Here is an 18414-nt window from a genome sequence, read left to right as displayed (position 1 = left end):
ACCGGCATATCTAGCTGATCGCCCTGGGCGGTGCCATTGGCGTGGGCCTGTTCCTGGGCTCGGCCAAGGCGATCCACAAGGCCGGGCCGCTGCTGCTGGTCAGCTACGCCATCGCGGGGCTGGCCATCTTCTTCATCATGCGGGCACTGGGCGAGTTGCTGGTGCACCGCCCTGTGGCCGGCTCTTTTGCCACCTATGCCGAAACCTATGTCAGCCCCTGGGCCGGATTCGTCACCGGCTGGACCTACTGGTTCACCTGGGTGGTGACGGGCATGGCGGAGCTCACGGCCATAGACATCTACACCCACTACTGGTTTCCGGCCATTCCGCAATGGGTTCCGGCGCTCGCCACCCTGGCCGTGCTGCTGGGTGTGAATCTGATTGCGGTCAAGGTCTTCGGCGAGCTGGAATTCTGGTTCGCGCTGATCAAGGTCGTGACCATCGTGGCCACGCTGGTGCTGGGTGTGGCCATCATCACCACGGGCTGGGGACCGCTGGGCCAGACGGCAAGCTTCACCAACCTATGGTCGCATGGAGGCTTTGCACCCGTGGGCATGGTGGGCGTGGTCTTCACCTTGCAGATAGCCTGCTTTGCCTATACCGGTGTGGAATTGATCGGCGTGACGGCCGGCGAGGCCGAGTCGCCCGAGAAAGTGCTGCCCCGCGCCACCAACAGCATCGTCTACCGCATTCTGATCTTCTATATCGGCGCCCTGATCATCATCATGTCGCTGGTGCCCTGGAACGAACTCAGCCCCGACATGAGCCCTTTCGTCCATGTCTTCGACAAGCTGGGCATTCCTGCCGCCGCCGGCATCATCAACTTCGTGGTCATCACTGCCGCCGCCTCCTCATGCAACAGCGGCATCTTCAGCACGGGCCGCATGCTCTATACGCTGGCGCAATTCAAACAGGCTCCCGCCAGGCTGGGCAGGGTCAATGCGCGCCATGTGCCTGCGGCCGGTATTGTTCTGTCGGCAGCATTCATGCTGCTTGGCGTGGTGCTGAACTATCTGGTGCCCGAGGAGGCTTTCATCTACGTGACCAGCATTGCCACCATCGGCGCCGTCTGGACCTGGGGCATCATTGTCTTTTCCCATCTGCGCTATCGCCGCGCCGTCAGGCTGGGTCATGCGGCAGCCGTGGCCTACCGCATGCCCGGCGCACCGTTCACCAACTGGTTTGTGCTGGCCTTTCTGGCCGTGGTGCTGGTCTGCCTGTCGCTGGATGCCAGCACCCGCGTGGCCCTATATATCGCGCCCCTGTGGTTTGCGCTGCTGACGATTGGCTACCGGCTCTACGCGGTCAAGCCCGAGCAGCGCCATCGCCTGGCGCAAGCGCAACAGCAAGCCGCCTGAGGCGCAGCACAGCCGCACTGTGGATGCCATGGCTATACGCTGATTGATTCAGGAGCTTCTTGTGCTCTTCCATGCTTCATTCAAAGGATTTTTCACTTTAGAAATGAGCAATGGAAAGCGCAGGCAGCTCTTGAAATCAGAGCTGCAGACAGATCAGCACCAGTCCCAGCATCATCAGCGCCATGCCCAGCTTTTCGGTCAGCGACAGCTTCTCGCTGAACACCTTGCGCGAGACGATATAGCTGAACACCACCTCCACCATGCCCAGGGTGCGCACGGCAGCCGCCCCCTGCATGGCATAGGCGGTGAACCAGGCCAGCGAGGCCGCAGCGCCCATGCTGCCAGCCAGCAGTGAGATGCGCCAGGCCTTGAAGATCGGGCGCAGGCCCTGCTCATGGGTTCTGGCAATCCAGGCGCTCATGACGACGGACTGCATGGTCTGCGCAATCAGCACGCCCCAGGCCCCGGAAAGCCAGGGCGAGCTCACGCCCAGCGCTGCGATCTCGACCGCGCCGCCGCGAAAGCCCACGGTGGCCAGCGCAAAACAGGCGCCGCAGATCAGCCCGTAGACCGAGGATTTGCTGGTCCAGGCCGAGAGCGTGAACAGCTGCCCGCGCGGCGGCAGCGACAGCATCAGCACGCCCACCGTGGCAAGCACCATGGCCAGCAGCGCCAGCCGGGTCGGCAGCTCGTGCAGAAACATGGCGGCAAACAAGGCCACCTGCAGCACCTCGGTCTTGGACAGCGTGACCGCCACGGCAAAGTTGCGCTCCTTCATGGCCATCAGCAAGGCCGCCGTGGCAGCGACCTGAAAGAAGGCTCCAAGCGCAATCCAGCCCAGATACGCGACGCTGAACTTCGGCAGCACCTGGGACGGATCGCCCAAGCCATACAGCGCCAGCAGATAGATGGCGGCAAACGGCAAGCCGTAGAGAAAGCGCACCAGGGTGGCTGGCAGCGTGCCGACCTGAGCCGTCAGCGAGCGCTGGGCCGTGTTGCGCACCGTCTGCGCCGCCGCCGCAAACAGCACCACGCCCACCCACAAATATTCCATTCCTATGCCCGACATGAGACGCTTTCTTTTCTGTTAGCGCGCCAGCATAGCGCTGGCTGCCGGACGGTGCTGACGCGATTCGTGCAGTCCACCCGCTCAAGCCGAGGCGACGTGAAGTGCGAACGGCTTCCGTTCTGATGGCGAAGTCTCCACCCAGGCAAAATAACCTCAAATCCAGACCATTGCTGCATCTTTAGCTACAATTTCGGCCGGGTGCCCGCCGCACGAGGTGGCGATGGCAGGTGAATGTTCATGCGCAGGTCGGGCCGCCAGCGCTCCAGTCGTCTAGCAGTGCAGACGGCACCAGCAGGCATTGCCTCAGGTGCAGAACGCATTCAGCGCACGACTTCAGCCACCTACCGACACATGGACCCACAAACACTTGTGCAGGCCCCTGCGCCTTTTGCATCCCCAAATTCACCCCGTGTTCCCGCACTGCAATCCGCGACCGAGCGCGTGCAGGCACAAATCTCGCACCTGCTGCATATCGAATCCTTTGCCGGCATGGTGCTCATGCTGGCCGCTGCCGCAGCCCTGATCTGGGCCAACTCCGCTGCAGCTCCAAGCTACTTTGCACTATGGCATGCCCCCGTCGCGCTGACGCTTGGCCCCTGGAGCTTCAGCACCGATCTGCATTTCATCGTCAACGATGTGCTGATGACGGTGTTCTTCCTGGTTGTGGGCATGGAGATCCGGCGCGAGCTGCACAACGGCGCGTTGGCCAGCCTGCGCCAGGCCAGTCTGCCGCTGATCGCTGCCATCGGCGGCGTGGCCGTGCCCGCGCTCATCTACGTGGCCCTGGCGGGCAACGACAGGACGCTGCTCAACGGCTGGGCAATACCGACGGCGACCGACATCGCGTTTGCCGTGGGCGTGCTGGCCTTGCTGGGCCGCAATATTCCGGGTGCACTGCGTATCTTCCTGCTGGCCCTGGCCATCATCGACGACATCGTGGCCGTGCTCATCATCGCCTTCTTCTACTCCGGCGGCCTGCAGGCCATGGGCTTTGTGGTCGCCGCAGCCGGCGTGCTGCTGGTGCTGCTGTTCAACCGCATGGGCATTGCCGCCGCGCCCCTGTATGTGCTGCCCGGAGCCATCCTCTGGTTCGGCCTGCTCAAGACCGGCGCTCACCCCACTCTGGCAGGTGTGGTGCTGGGTCTGATGACGCCTGTGTTTGTACGCCCCGCTCCCATGCCGCTGCTGATAACGGCACAGACGGCCATGCGCAAGGCCGGCGAGCAGATGCTCAGCGACAGGCCCGATCCGCAACATCTGCTGCAGCAGTTGCGCGCTGCCCAGCTCGCACAGCGCGACCTGCTGCCGCCTGCTCTGCGTCTGCCCATGATTCTTCATCCATGGGTGGCTTTTTGCATCATGCCCATCTTTGCGCTGGCCAATGCCGGCGTGCAGTTCTCGGACATAGACCTGAGCGCTGCCGCACCGCAGACCACCGCCATGGCCGTGCTGGTGGCCCTGGTTCTGGGCAAGCCCCTGGGGATCTTCATCTGCACCTGGCTGGCCGTCAAGAGCGGGCTGTGCAGCCTGCCTGAGGGTCTGAACTGGCGCGGCGTGTTGCTGGTAGGCCTGCTGGCCGGCATAGGCTTTACCATGTCCATCTTTGTCGGCGGCCTGGCCTTTGCGGATGCGAAGCTGCTGGGCGCAGCCAAGCTGGGCATTCTGGCAGGCTCGGCCATGGCAGCCTTGCTGGGACTGGGCTATGGCTTTGCCATGCGCAAGCGCCTGCAGCACGCATAAGCACTTCCCGATCACGATGCCCGGTCGGGCTCGGGGCTGACAAGCGGCCCTGATCAACAAGCAGCAGCCGCCAGACGCGATGAGCGACTGGCGGCTGCTGCTGCTGCTTGTCAGGTGACTAGAATGCCTCCTCGCTCCGGCCCACAGTCCGGACATCGGAATGCCTGCGCCATGAAGGGCGCCGACAGATGCTCCAGAGGCTCCAGGCCCATAACCGGCGTGAATCAGCAGTGCCCGATGGTCGGCGCTCTCGCTCTGCCGACTGCTGAACCGTGGGTCTGCCCGAGCATGCAGGGAAAGACATCAGGGCAGCCTGAAGTCATGGGCTGCCCTGCCGTTGCAGGCCGGGCACAGCTCATCTATCCCAAGAACATCAGGAAAAATGCAAAAAAAAGCTTCACCTTTACTCCGCTGCCACATTGTTGCTTGCCAGCACCTTGGCAATGGCTCAGCCAGCGGACCTGCTGCATAAAGCACAGGCGGGGGATGCACAGGCACAGCTGGATCTCGGCCAGATATACGTGGAAGGCCGTGGTGTGGCGCAAAGCGACGAGAGAGCCGCTCATTGGTTTGGTCTTGCGGCAGCACAAGGCAATGCATTGAGCCAGAGCAATCTCGGCCTGATGTATGACCGCGGCCGTGGCGTGAAGCAAAGCGACCAGGAGGCCGTCAAGTGGTACCGGCTTTCGGCAGCTCAGGGAGAGGCCAACGGCCAGTTCAATCTGGGCGTGATGTACGAAGACGGCCGCGGGGTGGAGCAAAGCGATCGGGAGGCCGTCAAGTGGTATCGGCTTGCAGCCGCGCAGAACCTTCTCGATGCCCAGTACAACCTGGGACTGATGTACGTCAGCGGCCGCGGGGTGGAACAAAGCGATCAGGAAGCCGCCAAATGGTTTGGCATAACGGCCGCCAAGGGCCACGACTCGGGCCAGGCCAACCTCGCCGTGATGTATGCCACCGGTCGCGGCGTGCCTCTCGACGAGAAGGAGGCCGCCAGACTGCTGGGCCTGGCCGCGGAGCAGGGCAATGCGACGGCCCAGGTCAATCTCGGCACGATGTTTGAGGAAGGCCGGGGCGTCAAGCGCAGCCTGTCTCAGGCCTATTTCTGGTATTGCCTGGCGGCCGCCCAGGGCCTGGAGGGCACGGTGTCGCTGCGCAATGCAGTCGCACAGAAGCTCAAGCCTGCAGAGCGCACTACCCTGAACAAGAGAATCAGTGCCTGGAAACCCAAGACGACAAATCGCTGAATTTGCGCGTTCGAAACAATAACTCCCTATCGACAGGCGATCCATGAAAAAGCAATTCAGCCATCTTCTTTGCGCAGCCGCCCTGCTGCTCTCCTGCCCTCTGGCCATCGCGCAATCGGCCGACCTGCTGCAAAAAGCCCAGGCGGGCGATGCCCAGGCGCAGTTCAAGCTCGCGGCGGTCTATCTCACGGGCCGCGGTGGCCCCAAGAATGATGACGAAGCTGCCAGGTGGTTCATGCTGGCCGCAAAGCAGGGCCACGCCGAAAGCCAGGCCAATATGGGCCTGTTGTACGGCCGCGGACGCGGCGTGCCACAAAGCGATGAAGAGGCCGTCAAGTGGTATCGCCTGGCGGCAGAACAAGGCGATGTCGATGGCCTGTTCAACCTCGCCGTGATGTATGACGACGGTCGTGGCGTGGCTGAGAACCCGGAAGAAGCCGTCAGGCTGTATCGCCTTGCCGTGGCACAAAACCATGTCTCTAGCCAGAGCAATCTCGGCTATATGTACGACCATGGCCGTGGCGTGGCGCAAGACAGCAAGGAGGCCTTCAAGTGGTACATGATTGCGGCAGAGCAAGGAGATGCCAATAGCCAGTTCAACGTGGGCTCCATGTATGCCCTGGGCCGCGGTGTCAGCCAAAGCTGGCCCCAGGCCTATTTCTGGGCGCTGCTGGCAGCCAGGGATGGCGAGAAGGATTCGGCCAAGCAGCAGGAAATCATTGCCAAGAAATTGAAGCCGGCGCAACGGGCCAAGATCCAGCAGCAGGTGCAGGAGTGGAAGCCCAGGGCCGGCAACTCCTGACCTCCGGCCAGAGGTCGCGGCGGCTTGCAGCGCAGCAAGCCGCCGACAACACGGATCAGATCACTGCAAACGGTTTGGGATAGGTGCCGGGCAACAGAATCTCTTTGCCGACCTGGTTGATATTGGTGTGCCCGCAGAAGGCCATGGTGGTGTCCAGCTCCTTGTGGATGATCTGCAGCGCCTTGCTCACGCCGGCCTGGCCATAGGCCCCCAGACCGTAGAGGAAGCTGCGGCCTATCATCGTGCCTTGCGCACCCAGTGCGCGGGCCTTGAGCACGTCCTGACCGCTGCGAATGCCGCCATCCATCCAGACTTCGATGTCCTTGCCCGCAGCCTCTGCAATCGACGGCAAGGCTGCAATCGAAGAAGGCGCGCCGTCAAGCTGACGGCCACCATGGTTGCTGACCACCAGCGCGTCAGCACCGCTTTGCGCTGCCAGGCGCGCATCTTCGGCATCCATCACGCCCTTGAGAATGATCTTGCCGCCCCAGAGCTTCTTGATCCATTCCACATCGCTCCAGTTCAGTGACGGATCGAACTGATCTGCCGTCCAGGACGACAGCGAGGACACATCGCCCACACCATCCACATGGCCGACGATATTGCCGAAGCTGCGGCGCTTGGTACCCAGCATTCCCAGGCACCAGTGCGGCTTGGTCGCCAGATTGATGAGGTTTGCCAGCGTGGGCTTGGGCGGGGTGGACAGGCCGTTCTTGATGTCTTTGTGCCGCTGACCCAGGATCTGCAGGTCCAGCGTCACCACCAGCGCCGAGCAGTTGGCCGCCTTGGCGCGATTGATCAAGCGCTCCATGAAGGCCTTGTCGCGCATCACATAGAGCTGGAACCAGAACGGATGGCGATCCGTGTGCTCGGCGATGTCCTCCAGCGAGCAGATGCTCATGGTGGACAGCGTGAACGGCACGCCAAAGGCCTTGGCGGCCTTGGCTCCAAGAATCTCGCCATCGGCATGCTGCATGCCGGTCAGGCCCGTGGGTGCAATCGCCACCGGCATGGCGACCTCCTCGCCGATCATCGTCGTGCGCGTGCTGCGCCCTTCCATGTTCACGGCCACACGCTGACGCAGCTTGATTGACTGGAACTCGTCTTCGTTGGCCCGATACGTGCCCTGGGTATACGAACCCGAATCGGCGTAGTCATAGAACATGCGCGGTACACGACGCTTGGCCACCACACGCAGGTCTTCGATACAGGTGATTTTGGAAAGATCGCTCACGACTTCTAGCCTTGTAATTGGAGTTGAACCCGATGGTAGCCCTCATCGCCGTCATCGGCAGTTCACTATGGTTTGAAGTGATTTATGCCGGTTTTGAAATTTTCTGCAGCGAGGGAAAATCAAGGGCTAATGCTAGGTATGCAAGTCTGTTTGCGCAGCCACCATCCTTGTCACCACAACAAGCAGGAGACAACAGAGATGGTTTGGCAACAGGTCTACGACCCCCTATCGAACATGTGGCTATCCACATTGCTGGCGGCCATTCCGGTCGTGGTGATGCTGGTGGGCCTTGGTTTTCTGCACATGAAAGCCCACCTGGCCGCAGGAGCTGGCCTGATTGCAGCACTGCTGATTGCAGTCTTTGTCTACAACATGCCCGGCGAGATGGCAGGGCGCGCAGCTTTGTTCGGCGGCTTTACCGGGCTGCTGCCCATTGGCTGGATTGTGCTGAACATCATCTTCCTGCATCAGCTGACCGAGCAGAACGGCAGCTTCAAGGTGCTGCAGGATTCACTTTCCGGGATCACCGAAGACCGCCGCATCCAGCTGCTGCTGATTGCCTTTTCTTTCGGTGCCTTTTTCGAGGGCGCTGCCGGCTTCGGCACGCCCGTGGCCGTGACGGCAGCCATCCTGATAGGCCTGGGCTTTTCTCCGCTGGCGGCATCCGGTCTGTCGTTGATCGCCAATACCGCACCCGTGGCCTTTGGCGCCCTCGGCACGCCCGTCATCACGCTGGCCAAGGTCCATGGCTATGATCTGATGGAAGTGACCGCCATGATCGGCCGCCAGCTGCCTTTCTTCTCGGTGCTGGTGCCGTTCTGGCTGATCTGGGCCTTTGCCGGCCGCAAGGGCATGATGGAGATCTGGCCCGCGATTCTGGTCACCGGCCTGTCGTTTGCCATTCCCCAGTACATAGTCTCCAACTTCATCGGCCCCGAACTCGTGGACATCATTGCTGCCATTGTTTCCATGGCCAGCCTGATCCTGTTCCTGCGCGTCTGGCAGCCCAAGAAGATCTGGACTTCGGCCTCGCTGCGCGGCAAGGATATCAGCGCCTCCGAAGTCAAGCCGCCCCAGCCCGTGGCCAAGCACAGCAGGAACGCGCTGATCGCCGCCTGGACACCCTGGATCATTCTCTCGGTGTTTGTGTTCATCTGGGGCCTGCCGCCGGTCAAGGCCTGGCTCAACAGCCTGTTTGCCCCCGCCTTCCCCATGACGGGCCTGCACAATCTGATCGAGAAAATGCCTCCCGTGGTGCCCCAGCCGACCAAGGAAGGTGCTGTCTACACGCTGAACCTGCTGTCGGCCACTGGAACAGCCATTCTGTTCTCGGCCATCGTCAGTGCCTTCGTCATGAAGTACAACCCGGTGACCATAGTGCGCACCTTCTTCAAGACCACCTGGCTGGTGCGCTACTCGCTGCTGACCATCGTGCTGATGCTGGCCCTGGGCACGCTGACACGCTACTCGGGCACAGACACCACCCTGGGCCTGGCCTTTGCCAACACCGGCGTGCTCTACCCCTTCTTCGGCACGCTGATGGGCTGGCTGGGCGTGGCACTCACAGGCTCGGACACGGCGTCCAACGTGCTGTTCGGCGGCATGCAGAAGGTCGCCGCCGACCAACTGGGCCTGTCCCCCAACCTCATGGGCGCCGCCAACAGCTCGGGCGGCGTGATGGGCAAGATGATCGATGCGCAATCCATTGTCGTGGCTTCAACCGCCACACGCTGGTTCAACCGCGAAGGCGACATCCTGCGTTACGTATTCTTCCACTCCATCGCCCTGGCCTGCCTGATGGGCCTGTTCGTCACCATGCAGGCCTATGTCTGGCCGTTCAAGCTGATGGTGAATTGACGCGCCCTCTGAGCCGCCTTGCGGCTTCCCCCCAGGGGGACGGCAACTTCGGCTAGGCGCCCAGGCTCTTGCTCGTTGCCCCAGGGTTACGCCCTGGCGGTTTCGAGCACCGAGCTCCCCCGTCAGGCCGGCAATGAGCTGTCCATAGAAGCCGCAGTGCCCCCAGGCCTGCGGTTTTTTTATGTTCTCAGAATTCCATATCCTCCTTAATTGGTACTACCAATTAATTTCAAAAATCAAGGGAAAACCATGAATTTCAAGACTTATTTCGCTTCATACAATCCATTCCACTTGAAATCGACTGATATTGGTAATACCAATTCAGCAGGCAAGACTGGAATAGCTCAGGCCCGCCTATGGCGCGGCACAGCCGGTTTTGCGCACGGTCATTTTTGAAAATTTGACGGGGAAGCTTCTGGTCGCTCAGGAGGGTTGCCCTCCCCGCATAAATCCAGGAGATCAAGGCAATGCAAGAAATCTGGTCGCAGAACTACGACCCCGCGGGCAATGTGTGGGTGTCGGCGCTGGTGGCGCTGATACCCATCATCTTTTTCTTTCTCGCGCTGACCAAGCTGCGCCTCAAGGGCTATGTGGCGGGCACCATCACGGTGGCGCTGTCCCTGGCCGTGGCGCTGCTCTTCTACCGCATGCCCGTGGCCAATGCGCTGGCGGCAGGCGTCTACGGCTTCTTCTACGGCCTGTGGCCGATTGCCTGGATCATTGTCGCGGCGGTCTTTCTCTACAAGGTCTCGGTCAAGACCGGACAGTTCGACATCATCCGCTCGTCGATTCTCTCGGTCACCGAAGACCAGCGCCTGCAGCTCATCCTGGTGGGCTTTTGCTTCGGTGCCTTCCTTGAGGGAGCCGCCGGGTTCGGCGCCCCCGTGGCCATCACGGCAGCGCTGCTGGTGGGCCTGGGCTTCAGGCCTCTGTATGCAGCGGGCCTGTGCCTGATCGGCAATACCGCCCCCGTGGCCTTTGGCGCCATGGGCATTCCCGTCATCGTGGCCGGTCAGGTCTCGGGCGTCGATGTCATGGCCATCAGCCAGATGGCCGGCCGCCAGCTGCCGTTCATGACCATCATCGTGCTGTTCTGGCTCATGGCCATCATGGACGGCTGGCGCGGCGTGAAGGAAACCTGGCCTGCGGTGCTGGTCGGCGGCGGCAGCTTTGCACTCGGTCAGTTTCTGACGGCCAACTACATAGGCCCCGAACTGCCGGACATCACTTCGGCCATCTTCGCCCTGGTGACACTGACCACTTTTCTCAAGTTCTGGCAGCCCAAGCGCATCTTCCGCTTCGACACCGAGCCGGGCGCAGCCAAGATCCAGACGACGGCCCCCGTCAAGCTGACGACCGGCATGGTGATCAAGGCCTGGTCGCCCTTCATCATCCTCACCGCCATGGTGACCATCTGGAGCCTCAAGCCCTTCAAGGCGCTGTTCGCCTCGGGTGGCGCGCTGTCCGGCACGGTCTTCAGCATTCCCGTGCCCATGCTGCACAATCTGGTGCAGAAAATGGCTCCCGTCGTTGCCACGCCCACGCCTTATGGCGCGGTCTACTCATTCAACTGGCTGTCGGCCACGGGAACCGCGATCCTGATCGCTTCCGTGCTCGCCATTCTTTTGCTGCGCCTCAAGCCAGCCGTGGCAGTCCGGACCCTGGGCGAGACCTTCAAGGAACTGGCACTGCCCATCTACTCCATCGGCATGGTACTCGCCTTCGCCTTCATCGCCAACTACTCCGGCCTGTCCACCACGCTGGCCATGGCGCTGGCCCATACAGGCAAGGCCTTTGCGTTCTTCTCGCCCTTCCTGGGCTGGGTCGGTGTGTTCCTCACGGGATCCGACACTTCGGCCAATGCGCTGTTCGGCGCCCTGCAGGCCACGACGGCAGCGCAACTGGGGCTGCCCGAGGTTCTGGCCGTGACGGCCAACACCACCGGCGGCGTGACCGGCAAGATGATCTCGCCCCAGTCCATCGCCATTGCCTGCGCAGCCGTAGGCCTGGCCGGCAAGGAATCGGACCTGTTCCGCTTTACCGTCAAGCACAGCCTGGCCTTCCTGGTGCTCATCGGCATCATCTGCACGCTGCAGGCTTATGTGTTTCCGTGGATGATTCCCACCACCTGAAACTCCTGCCAGACCCCATGCCCGCCATCCGCCTGTCCGACCGCGTTGCCCAGCAGTTGCTGGAGCTGATCCAGAGCACCCAGCTCCAGAGCGGCGCAAAGCTACCGACTGAACGGGCGCTGGCCGAGCAACTGGGGGTCTCGCGCACGGCGCTGCGCGAGGCCATACAGAAGCTTGCCAGCCGCGGCGTGCTCGAAAGCCGCGTGGGGGCCGGCACTTTTGTCGGCTCGCGCGTGCCCCTGTGGCACGAGCAGGCCGTCGCTCCGCTGGAGTCCTTGCTCCGCGACGACCCCCAATACCGCTACGACGTGCTGGAAGCACGCCAGGCGCTGGAGCTCAGCACCGCCTGGTATGCGGCCCAGCGTGCCACCGACAAGGACAGGGACCGCATCCGCCACTGCTTTGACGACATGCTGCGCCACCAGCAGGCGCACGATGCCGCCAGCGCGGCCCGCTCCGACGCTCAGTTCCATCTGGCAATTGCCGAAGCCTCGCACAATGCCGTGCTGGTGCAGCTCATGGGCAGCCTCTTCGAGCTGGTACTGGGTACCGTGGCCCAGAACCGGCGCCTGATGTTCGTGCATGATGATCTCTCGACGCTGGAGCATCTGACTGCGCAGCACCGCAACCTCATGCAGGCCATTGTCGACGGCGAACCAGAGCAGGCCAGAAGCGCCATCGGCCAGCACCTGGCCTATGTTCACGAAAAGCTGTCCGAATCGGATGCCGAAGCGGCCCGACGCAAGCGGCTGGATCGTTTCTCCTCTTCCTCCGCCATTTTTTCATGATCATCTCCTCCACCACCGACTACCGCGCAGCTGCGCAAAAGCGCCTGCCGCCCTTTCTGTTCCACTACCTTGACGGCGGTGCCTATGCCGAGAAGACGCTGGCGCGCAATGTCGACGACCTTGCCGACGTGGCCCTGCGCCAGCGCGTGCTCAAGGACATGAGCCAGCTCGATACCAGCATCGAGCTGTTCGGCGAGAAGTTCTCGATTCCCGTGGCGCTGGCTCCCGTCGGGCTGACCGGCATGTTCGCCCGCCGCGGCGAAGTGCAGGCCGCCATGGCTGCCGACAGGAAGGGCATTCCCTTCACCATGTCCAGCGTCTCGGTCTGCCCCATAGAGGAAGTCGCGCCCAGGCTGGGCCGCCCGATGTGGTTCCAGCTCTATGTCCTCAAGGACCGGGGCTTCATGAAGAATGCGCTGGAGCGTGCCCAGGCTGCGGGCGTCTCCACCCTGGTCTTCACTGTGGACATGCCCGTGCCCGGCGCCCGCTACCGCGATGCGCACTCTGGCATGAGCGGCCCCAACGCCGCCATGCGCCGCTACCTGCAGGCCGTGACCCATCCGCACTGGGCCCTGGACGTGGGCCTGATGGGCCGCCCGCACACGCTGGGCAATATCTCCACCTACAAGGGTCAGAACGTCTCGCTCGAAGACTATATGGGCTATCTGGGCGCGAACTTCGACCCCTCCATCTCCTGGTCGGACCTGGAGTGGATCCGCGACTTCTGGAAGGGACCCATGCTGATCAAAGGCATCCTCGACCCCGAGGACGCCAGGGATGCCGTGCGCTTCGGCGCCGACGGCATCATCGTCTCCAACCATGGCGGGCGCCAACTCGACGGCGTGCTCTCGTCGGCACGCGCCCTGCCTGCCATCGCCGATGCCGTCAAGGGCCAGATCAAGATCCTGGCCGACTCGGGCGTGCGCAACGGCCTGGACATCGTGCGCCTGCTGGCGCTGGGCGCAGACTGCACCATGATAGGCCGCGCCTTCGTCTACGCGCTGGCCGCAGAAGGTGAAGCCGGCGTGACCAACCTGCTGAACCTGCTCGAAAAGGAAATGCGCGTGGCCATGACGCTGACCAGCGTCAAGAACGTCTCGGAGATCACTGGCGATCTGCTGGTACGGGACTGATCCCGCGCAGGCTCCGGCCCTGGGCCGGGCCTTGCGTGGATCATCGCGCCGCGCCCCGCTGCCCCAGCCAGATGCCGCCCAGGACCAGGGCCACGCCAGCCATCTGCACAGCCGTCAGCGTCTGGTCCAGGAATGCCCAGCCCAGCAAAATCGCCGTCAGCGGACTCAGAAAACCCAGCGGGGCCACCATGTTCGGCTCCAGCCGGGCAATGCCGCGAAACCACAGCACATAGGTCAATGCCGCGCCCACCAGACCCAGCCAGGCCAGTCCGATCAGATGGCCCGGTGTGGGCGCCGGAAAATCCGGTCCGGCCCACAGCGCCACCGGCAGCAGCAACAGTCCGCCGGCCGTGAGCTGCCAGGCAGTGAAGGTCAACAGCGGAACGGGAGGACGCCACTTGCGCGTGAGCACCGTGCCGCAGGCCATGGAAACCGCTCCGGCCAGGCCCGCCGCAATGCCCGTAGCATCCAGCCTCACACCAGGCGTGAGCACCAGCAAGGCCACGCCCGCCAGACCGGCCAGGGCTCCCAGCACCGAGGCCGGCCGCAGCGTGCTGCCCAGCACCCAGGACGCAAGAAACACCACCACCAGCGGCTGCACGGCCCCGACGGTGGCGGCCGCCCCTCCCGGCAGGCGGTAGGCCGAGACGAACAGCATGCTCCAGAACACCGAGAAATTGAGCGCTCCCAGAATGAACACCCGCAGCCACCACACGCCCTGCGGCAGGCGCCGTGCAAATGCCAGCAACAACAGGCCTGCGGGCAGCGCGCGCAGCAAGGCCACGGTCATCGCGGGCACCTGCGGCAGCAGCTGCGTGGTGACGATGTAGCTGCTGCCCCAGATGGCGGGTGCCAGCGCCGTCAGCAGCAGATCGTGCGCCTGGGCCTGCCTGGAACCAGACGCAGATTGGCCGGCGCTCATGCGAACTCCAGCACCTGATCCAGCGGCCGGCGTGGCTTCTGCGGCCAGTTGCCGGGCGCAGCACGGCCCACGGTGACGAGCATGACTGGCACCTCCTCGCTCGCCAGACCGAAGCCGACCGCCACGCCTTCGGCGTCGAAGCCGGTCATCGCACAGGATGCCAGGCCCAGCGCCTGCGCCGCGTGCATCAGCGTCATGGCGCCGAAGCTGGCCGAACGCAGGGCCTCGTCGCGCACCGCCTGCGCGCTGGCGTACTGCTGCTGCGCGGCCTGCAGCCAGCCCTGCGCCATGGCGGCAGGCAAGAAACCCGCGTCCACAGAGGGCTGCAGCCGTTCGGCCAGCGCCTCGGGGTCGGCCAGCATGCCGCAGACGATGAAGCAGACGGCCGCCTCCTGCACCTTGGCCTGGTCCTGCGCCATGGCGCGCAGTCTGGCCTTGGCCCCAGGCGTGCGCACGGCGATGAAGCGCCAGTTCTGAAGGTTGTAGGCCGTGGGTGCGCGCGTGGCCAGCTGCACCAGCCGTGCTATGTCGGCATCCGCCAGATGATGGGAGGTATCGAAGCGGTTGGCCGAGATGCGCTGCTCGATGAGGGTGAGTGCGGGATGAAGTGTCGTCATGGCATGACTGTAGATAATTCACCCCGAATTGATAATTGGCGATTATCAAAATAAACCATTCACCAGCAGAGAAGAATCACATGGACCGACTGACCGCCTTGCAAGTCTTTCATCGCATCGCGCAGTGCGGCAGCTTTGCCGAGGCGGGCCGCAGCCTGGGCCTGTCGCCGGCCGCGATCAGCAAGAACATCGCCGAGCTGGAGGCCCATGTGGGCACGCGCCTCATCCAGCGCACCACGCGACGCATGGCGCTGACGGAAGAAGGCCGCCTGTATCTGGAGCATGTCACGCGGGCTCTGGATGCACTGGCCGATGCAGACTCGGCACTATGCCCGTTCAAGGCTGCGCCCAGCGGCCTGCTCAAGGTCAGCGCGCCCATGACATTCACGCTGACGCAGATCTCTTGCGCCCTCCCCGCCTTCCTGCAGCGCTACCCCGGGCTGCAGCTGGATCTGCACCTGGACGACAGACGCGTCGACATCGTGCGCGAGGGCTTCGATCTGGCCATACGCGGCAGCGACCGGCTCGAGGACTCCTCGCTGATTGCGCGACCGCTGACAACCATGTCGCATGTGCTGTGCGCCGCGCCCGGGTATTTCGAAAAGCGCGGCCGCCCGCACACGCCTGCCGACCTCAACGGCCTGGAGCACATACGCTTCAGCCTATCGGGCCATGCAGATGTCTGGGAATTCGAGCAAGGCGGGCGCATGGAGCGCGTGGCGGTCAATGCGCGCTACTCGGTGTCCTCAAGCCTGGCGGTGCGCGATGCATTGCGCGCGGGCTTTGGCGTCAGCCTGATCCCGCGGCCCTATGTCGAGGAAGACCTGCGCACGGGCCGGTTGCAGGCCGCCCTGGAAGACTGGAGCACGGTGGAGACCACGCTCTATGCCATTTATCCGTCGCGCCAGCATATGACGCCCAAGCTGCGGGTGCTGCTGGACTTTCTGGTAGCGCAGTTCGATTCTGGCAACTGAGCGCCGGGCCGGTTGACCGGCCGGCATTCAACGTCGGCGCTGGCTCTGGATCTGCTCCGGCCCGGCCACCAGGGCACCGGCGCCGCGCACTTCCAGCGCGATGCTGTCCAGCACCTTGCCGGAAGCATCGAGCAGCTCCAGCTTGTGGCGCCCCGGCCAGGGCAGCCAGCCCAGCTGACTGCCGCGCCCCAGCTCGCGCTGCACTTCCCGCATCACGGGTTGCGCATTCTTGTCGGCAGCCGCAGGCGGGCCGTATTGCCGGGTCACCAGGCGCCAGCGCAAGCTGCCGTCACGCCAGTCCTGCTCGGCCGCCATGCCGGCCTGGCGCGCCACCAGCTGCACGCGCTGGCTGTCAGGCGGAATATCGGGGTCCAGCGCCAGAATCGTGCCATTGGCCGGACGCGAGATGCGGACAGCGGTCGCAGCGCTGCCGGACTTGCTGCCCTTTTGTCTGGCTGGGCTTTTCGGCTCTGCGCTGCCAGCGACGTGATCCATGGCAAAAAGGGATTGCTGCGTGCCCTCCACAAACCATTCGCCACGCGTGCTTTCGATGGGCATGGCGCCGCTTGCCAACGCACCGAACTGCACTTGCTGCTGCAGTACGCCAGCGGGCGGCCGGGGTGCACGACTGGACAGATTGCGATGCAGAAAGCCCATGATGTCGGCCCAGATGGGCGCTGCGCCGCTGGTGCCGCTGACTGAATGCATGGCCTCGCCACCCGCATTGCCCACCCAGACGCCCACGGTGTAGCGCTCGGACCAGCCCACGGCCCAGTTGTCGCGCATATCCTTGCTGGTGCCGGTTTTCACGGCCGTCCAGAAGCGCGTGGCCAGCACGCTGTCGGTGCCGAAGGTCGGGGCCCGCGCCATATTGTCGGAGAGAATGTCGCCCACGATAAAGGCCGCCCGCACATCCAGTGCCTGCACCGCGTCGTCGCCGGTTTTGCCGCCGGCCTTGCGGCTTTCAGTCTGAGGCAAGGCCCAACTCACGGGACGATATTGACCGCCATTGCCCAGTGCCCGATAGGCGTTGGTCAGATTGAGCAGCGCGACCTCGCTGCTGCCCAGCGCCAGGCTGAAGCCGTAGTAGCCCCCGCTTTCGCGCAGCGGCAGACCCAGCCTCTTGAGCTGCTCGAAAAACGCATCGGGCGTGATCATGACCAGCGTGCGCACTGCAGGTACATTGAGCGAGGACGCCAGCGCCGTGCGCGCCGACACCCAGCCCTTGAAGCGCCGGTCGTAGTTCTGCGGAATGTAGAGGCCGTTCTGCGTGGGAATATGGGCCGATGAATCCTCGATCAGCGAAGCGGCCGTGATGCGCTTTTCGGCAATCGCCTGGGCGTAGAGAAAAGGCTTGAGCGTGGAGCCGGGCTGACGCAGCGCGGTGACGCCATCGACCTCGGATGCCTGGCTCAGCGTGCCCGAAGAGCCCACCCAGGCCAGAATCTCGCCTGTTCGGTTGTCCAGCACCACGGCCGCACCATCTTCCACATTGCGGCCCTGCAACTCGCGCAGATGCTGCTGCAGGCTGGCCACGGCAAAGCGCTGCAAGGGTGCGCTCAAGGTTGAGCGCACCTGCTCCTGCCCCCTGTTCTGGGGCAGCGCCAGCCAGCGCCGCGCGAAATGCAAGGCCACGCCCTCGCTGGCCAGCCATTGACGCCGCTGCAGCACACTGGAGGTATAGAGCTGCATGGCCGAACAATCCTTGGCCGCCACATCGTCCGGCACCATCACCTGCAGCACGCCGCAGGCACGCTGGGCCACACGCTCCACCGACGCATTGGGCGCACGCACCAGGGCCGCAGCAATGGCCGCCTCGCGAGCATCCAGCCCATGAGCTGCCTTGCCGTACAGGCTTTGCGACAGCGCAGCTATGCCTACGATCTCGCCGCGGAACGGCACCATGTTCAGATAGGCCTCGAGAATCTGGTCCTTGCGCCAGCGCCTGTCCAGCACCTGGGCCGCCACGGCCTGCCCCACCTTCTGCACCACGCTGCGCCCACCCGGACCCTGACGCCAGTCGCCGTCGAGCAGACCCGCGAGCTGCATGGTGATGGTGCTCGCGCCGCGCGTGCGTGTGTTCCAGAGATTGCCCCACGCAGCTGCGGTGACGGCAGCCCAGTCCACGCCGCTGTGCTCGTAGAAGCGCTTGTCCTCGCTGAGCACCAGGGCCGTGCGCAGTGCCGGCGAGACGTCGGCCAATGCCACCCAGGGCCCGCGGCGCACCGTGCTGTCGGTGCGCAGACGCTGCAGCACCTCGCCCTCGCGCGACAGCAGCAGAGTCTCCGAGGAGCGATGCTCGCTGCGCACCTCGTCGTAGCTGGGCACGGCATGGCTGCTGGCGGCAAGACCCAGCCACAGGGCGGCCGTCATGCCGACGGCCCGCCAGGACTGTTTCACTCTCGGGGGCTGGAAATACCGCTGAATGCCTTGTTCCATGTCGTTGTGCGCTGTTGGAAGTCAGCAGGCATTGTCCCAAAGATGGCCCGGCAAACAGACTGCTCAGACAAGCGGCAACAAAAAAGCGGCTTCTGCGAGCCG

Annotated in this window: 15 protein-coding genes; 10 read left to right on the top strand and 5 right to left on the bottom strand. The window is 63.7% G+C overall.

Annotated features, from left to right (window positions below):
* The first annotated feature begins 14 nt into the window (after positions 1-14).
* Complete coding sequence (locus tag NOX35_RS05600) at positions 15-1358, top strand: amino acid permease (protein WP_256496889.1); 1344 nt, start codon at positions 15-17, stop codon at positions 1356-1358.
* A gap of 136 nt (positions 1359-1494) precedes the next feature.
* Here the strand turns inward: NOX35_RS05600 and NOX35_RS05595 are convergent, their stop codons facing one another.
* Positions 1495-2427 carry a DMT family transporter gene (locus NOX35_RS05595; RefSeq protein WP_182285907.1) on the bottom strand — a complete coding sequence of 311 codons (933 nt, stop codon included), beginning with the start codon at positions 2425-2427 and terminating at the stop codon, positions 1495-1497.
* A gap of 351 nt (positions 2428-2778) precedes the next feature.
* Between NOX35_RS05595 and nhaA the strand changes: the two genes are divergently transcribed.
* The 3 genes from nhaA to NOX35_RS05580 all read left to right on the top strand — a co-directional run bounded on the left by nhaA (position 2779) and on the right by NOX35_RS05580 (position 6216).
* Complete coding sequence (gene nhaA / locus NOX35_RS05590; protein WP_182287110.1) at positions 2779-4167, top strand: Na+/H+ antiporter NhaA; 1389 nt, start codon at positions 2779-2781, stop codon at positions 4165-4167.
* A gap of 443 nt (positions 4168-4610) precedes the next feature.
* Positions 4611-5414 (top strand): tetratricopeptide repeat protein, encoded by an 804-nt coding sequence (locus NOX35_RS05585; RefSeq protein WP_182285906.1) that lies wholly within the window; start codon positions 4611-4613, stop codon positions 5412-5414.
* A gap of 43 nt (positions 5415-5457) precedes the next feature.
* Positions 5458-6216: a tetratricopeptide repeat protein gene (locus tag NOX35_RS05580; RefSeq protein WP_256496012.1), complete on the top strand. Its 759-nt coding sequence runs from the start codon at positions 5458-5460 to the stop codon at positions 6214-6216.
* Positions 6217-6271: 55 nt separating this feature from the next.
* Here NOX35_RS05580 and NOX35_RS05575 read toward each other — a convergent pair whose 3' ends face one another.
* A complete protein-coding gene (locus NOX35_RS05575; RefSeq protein ID WP_182285904.1) occupies positions 6272-7450 on the bottom strand; it encodes an alpha-hydroxy acid oxidase in 1179 nt (392 codons plus the stop codon).
* A 198-nt stretch (positions 7451-7648) separates the two neighbouring features.
* On the opposite strand from NOX35_RS05575, the gene NOX35_RS05570 reads away from it, so the two are divergent.
* The 5 genes from NOX35_RS05570 to lldD all read left to right on the top strand — a co-directional run bounded on the left by NOX35_RS05570 (position 7649) and on the right by lldD (position 13360).
* Positions 7649-9307: an L-lactate permease gene (locus tag NOX35_RS05570; protein WP_256496011.1), complete on the top strand. Its 1659-nt coding sequence runs from the start codon at positions 7649-7651 to the stop codon at positions 9305-9307.
* A gap of 249 nt (positions 9308-9556) precedes the next feature.
* Positions 9557-9703 (top strand): hypothetical protein, encoded by a 147-nt coding sequence (locus NOX35_RS05565; protein WP_182285902.1) that lies wholly within the window; start codon positions 9557-9559, stop codon positions 9701-9703.
* 71 nt (positions 9704-9774) lie between these two features.
* Positions 9775-11439, top strand: a complete 1665-nt coding sequence (gene lldP, locus NOX35_RS05560) for an L-lactate permease (protein ID WP_182285901.1) — start codon at positions 9775-9777, stop codon at positions 11437-11439.
* Positions 11440-11456: 17 nt separating this feature from the next.
* On the top strand, positions 11457-12227 hold the full coding sequence (gene lldR, locus NOX35_RS05555; RefSeq protein ID WP_182287109.1) for a transcriptional regulator LldR: 771 nt from the start codon (positions 11457-11459) through the stop codon (positions 12225-12227).
* On the top strand, positions 12224-13360 hold the full coding sequence (gene lldD, locus NOX35_RS05550; protein ID WP_256496010.1) for an FMN-dependent L-lactate dehydrogenase LldD: 1137 nt from the start codon (positions 12224-12226) through the stop codon (positions 13358-13360). The genes lldR and lldD overlap by 4 nt, the downstream gene beginning before the upstream one ends.
* Positions 13361-13400: 40 nt before the next feature.
* Here the strand turns inward: lldD and NOX35_RS05545 are convergent, their stop codons facing one another.
* Together NOX35_RS05545 and NOX35_RS05540 are read right to left on the bottom strand one after the other, a co-directional pair.
* The gene (locus NOX35_RS05545) at positions 13401-14282 is read right to left on the bottom strand and encodes an EamA family transporter (protein ID WP_182285899.1); all 882 of its coding nucleotides are present in this window, start codon (positions 14280-14282) and stop codon (positions 13401-13403) included.
* Positions 14279-14899, bottom strand: coding sequence for a nitroreductase family protein (locus tag NOX35_RS05540; RefSeq protein WP_256496009.1), 621 nt, complete (start codon positions 14897-14899; stop codon positions 14279-14281). Before NOX35_RS05540 ends, NOX35_RS05545 begins: the two co-directional genes overlap by 4 nt.
* 80 nt (positions 14900-14979) lie before the next feature.
* Here NOX35_RS05540 and NOX35_RS05535 point away from each other — a divergent pair, with 80 nt between their 5' ends.
* Positions 14980-15873 carry a LysR family transcriptional regulator gene (locus NOX35_RS05535; RefSeq protein ID WP_256496008.1) on the top strand — a complete coding sequence of 298 codons (894 nt, stop codon included), beginning with the start codon at positions 14980-14982 and terminating at the stop codon, positions 15871-15873.
* 27 nt (positions 15874-15900) lie between these two features.
* Here NOX35_RS05535 and pbpC read toward each other — a convergent pair whose 3' ends face one another.
* Positions 15901-18312, bottom strand: a complete 2412-nt coding sequence (gene pbpC, locus NOX35_RS05530; protein ID WP_256496007.1) for a penicillin-binding protein 1C — start codon at positions 18310-18312, stop codon at positions 15901-15903.
* Positions 18313-18414: the final 102 nt, after the last annotated feature.

This window comes from Comamonas sp. C11 (genome assembly GCF_024496285.1).
Classification (GTDB): Bacteria; Pseudomonadota; Gammaproteobacteria; order Burkholderiales; family Burkholderiaceae_C; genus Comamonas; species Comamonas testosteroni_F.
The sequence above is the reverse complement of the archived record's forward strand: the minus strand, read 5'-3'. Positions and strand labels throughout refer to the sequence as shown.

Bases quoted from the DNA above. Each gene is read 5' to 3' on its own strand.
- lldR (WP_182287109.1), top strand. From the start codon at position 11,457: ATGCCCGCCATCCGCCTGTCCGACCGCGTTGCCCAGCAGTTGCTGGAG.
- NOX35_RS05545 (WP_182285899.1), bottom strand. From the start codon at position 14,282: ATGAGCGCCGGCCAATCTGCGTCTGGTTCCAGGCAGGCCCAGGCGCAC.
- NOX35_RS05565 (WP_182285902.1), top strand. From the start codon at position 9,557: ATGAATTTCAAGACTTATTTCGCTTCATACAATCCATTCCACTTGAAA.
- NOX35_RS05580 (WP_256496012.1), top strand. From the start codon at position 5,458: ATGAAAAAGCAATTCAGCCATCTTCTTTGCGCAGCCGCCCTGCTGCTC.
- NOX35_RS05535 (WP_256496008.1), top strand. From the start codon at position 14,980: ATGGACCGACTGACCGCCTTGCAAGTCTTTCATCGCATCGCGCAGTGC.
- lldD (WP_256496010.1), top strand. From the start codon at position 12,224: ATGATCATCTCCTCCACCACCGACTACCGCGCAGCTGCGCAAAAGCGC.
- nhaA (WP_182287110.1), top strand. From the start codon at position 2,779: ATGGACCCACAAACACTTGTGCAGGCCCCTGCGCCTTTTGCATCCCCA.
- NOX35_RS05570 (WP_256496011.1), top strand. From the start codon at position 7,649: ATGGTTTGGCAACAGGTCTACGACCCCCTATCGAACATGTGGCTATCC.
- NOX35_RS05540 (WP_256496009.1), bottom strand. From the start codon at position 14,899: ATGACGACACTTCATCCCGCACTCACCCTCATCGAGCAGCGCATCTCG.
- NOX35_RS05595 (WP_182285907.1), bottom strand. From the start codon at position 2,427: ATGTCGGGCATAGGAATGGAATATTTGTGGGTGGGCGTGGTGCTGTTT.
- lldP (WP_182285901.1), top strand. From the start codon at position 9,775: ATGCAAGAAATCTGGTCGCAGAACTACGACCCCGCGGGCAATGTGTGG.
- NOX35_RS05585 (WP_182285906.1), top strand. From the start codon at position 4,611: ATGGCTCAGCCAGCGGACCTGCTGCATAAAGCACAGGCGGGGGATGCA.
- pbpC (WP_256496007.1), bottom strand. From the start codon at position 18,312: ATGGAACAAGGCATTCAGCGGTATTTCCAGCCCCCGAGAGTGAAACAG.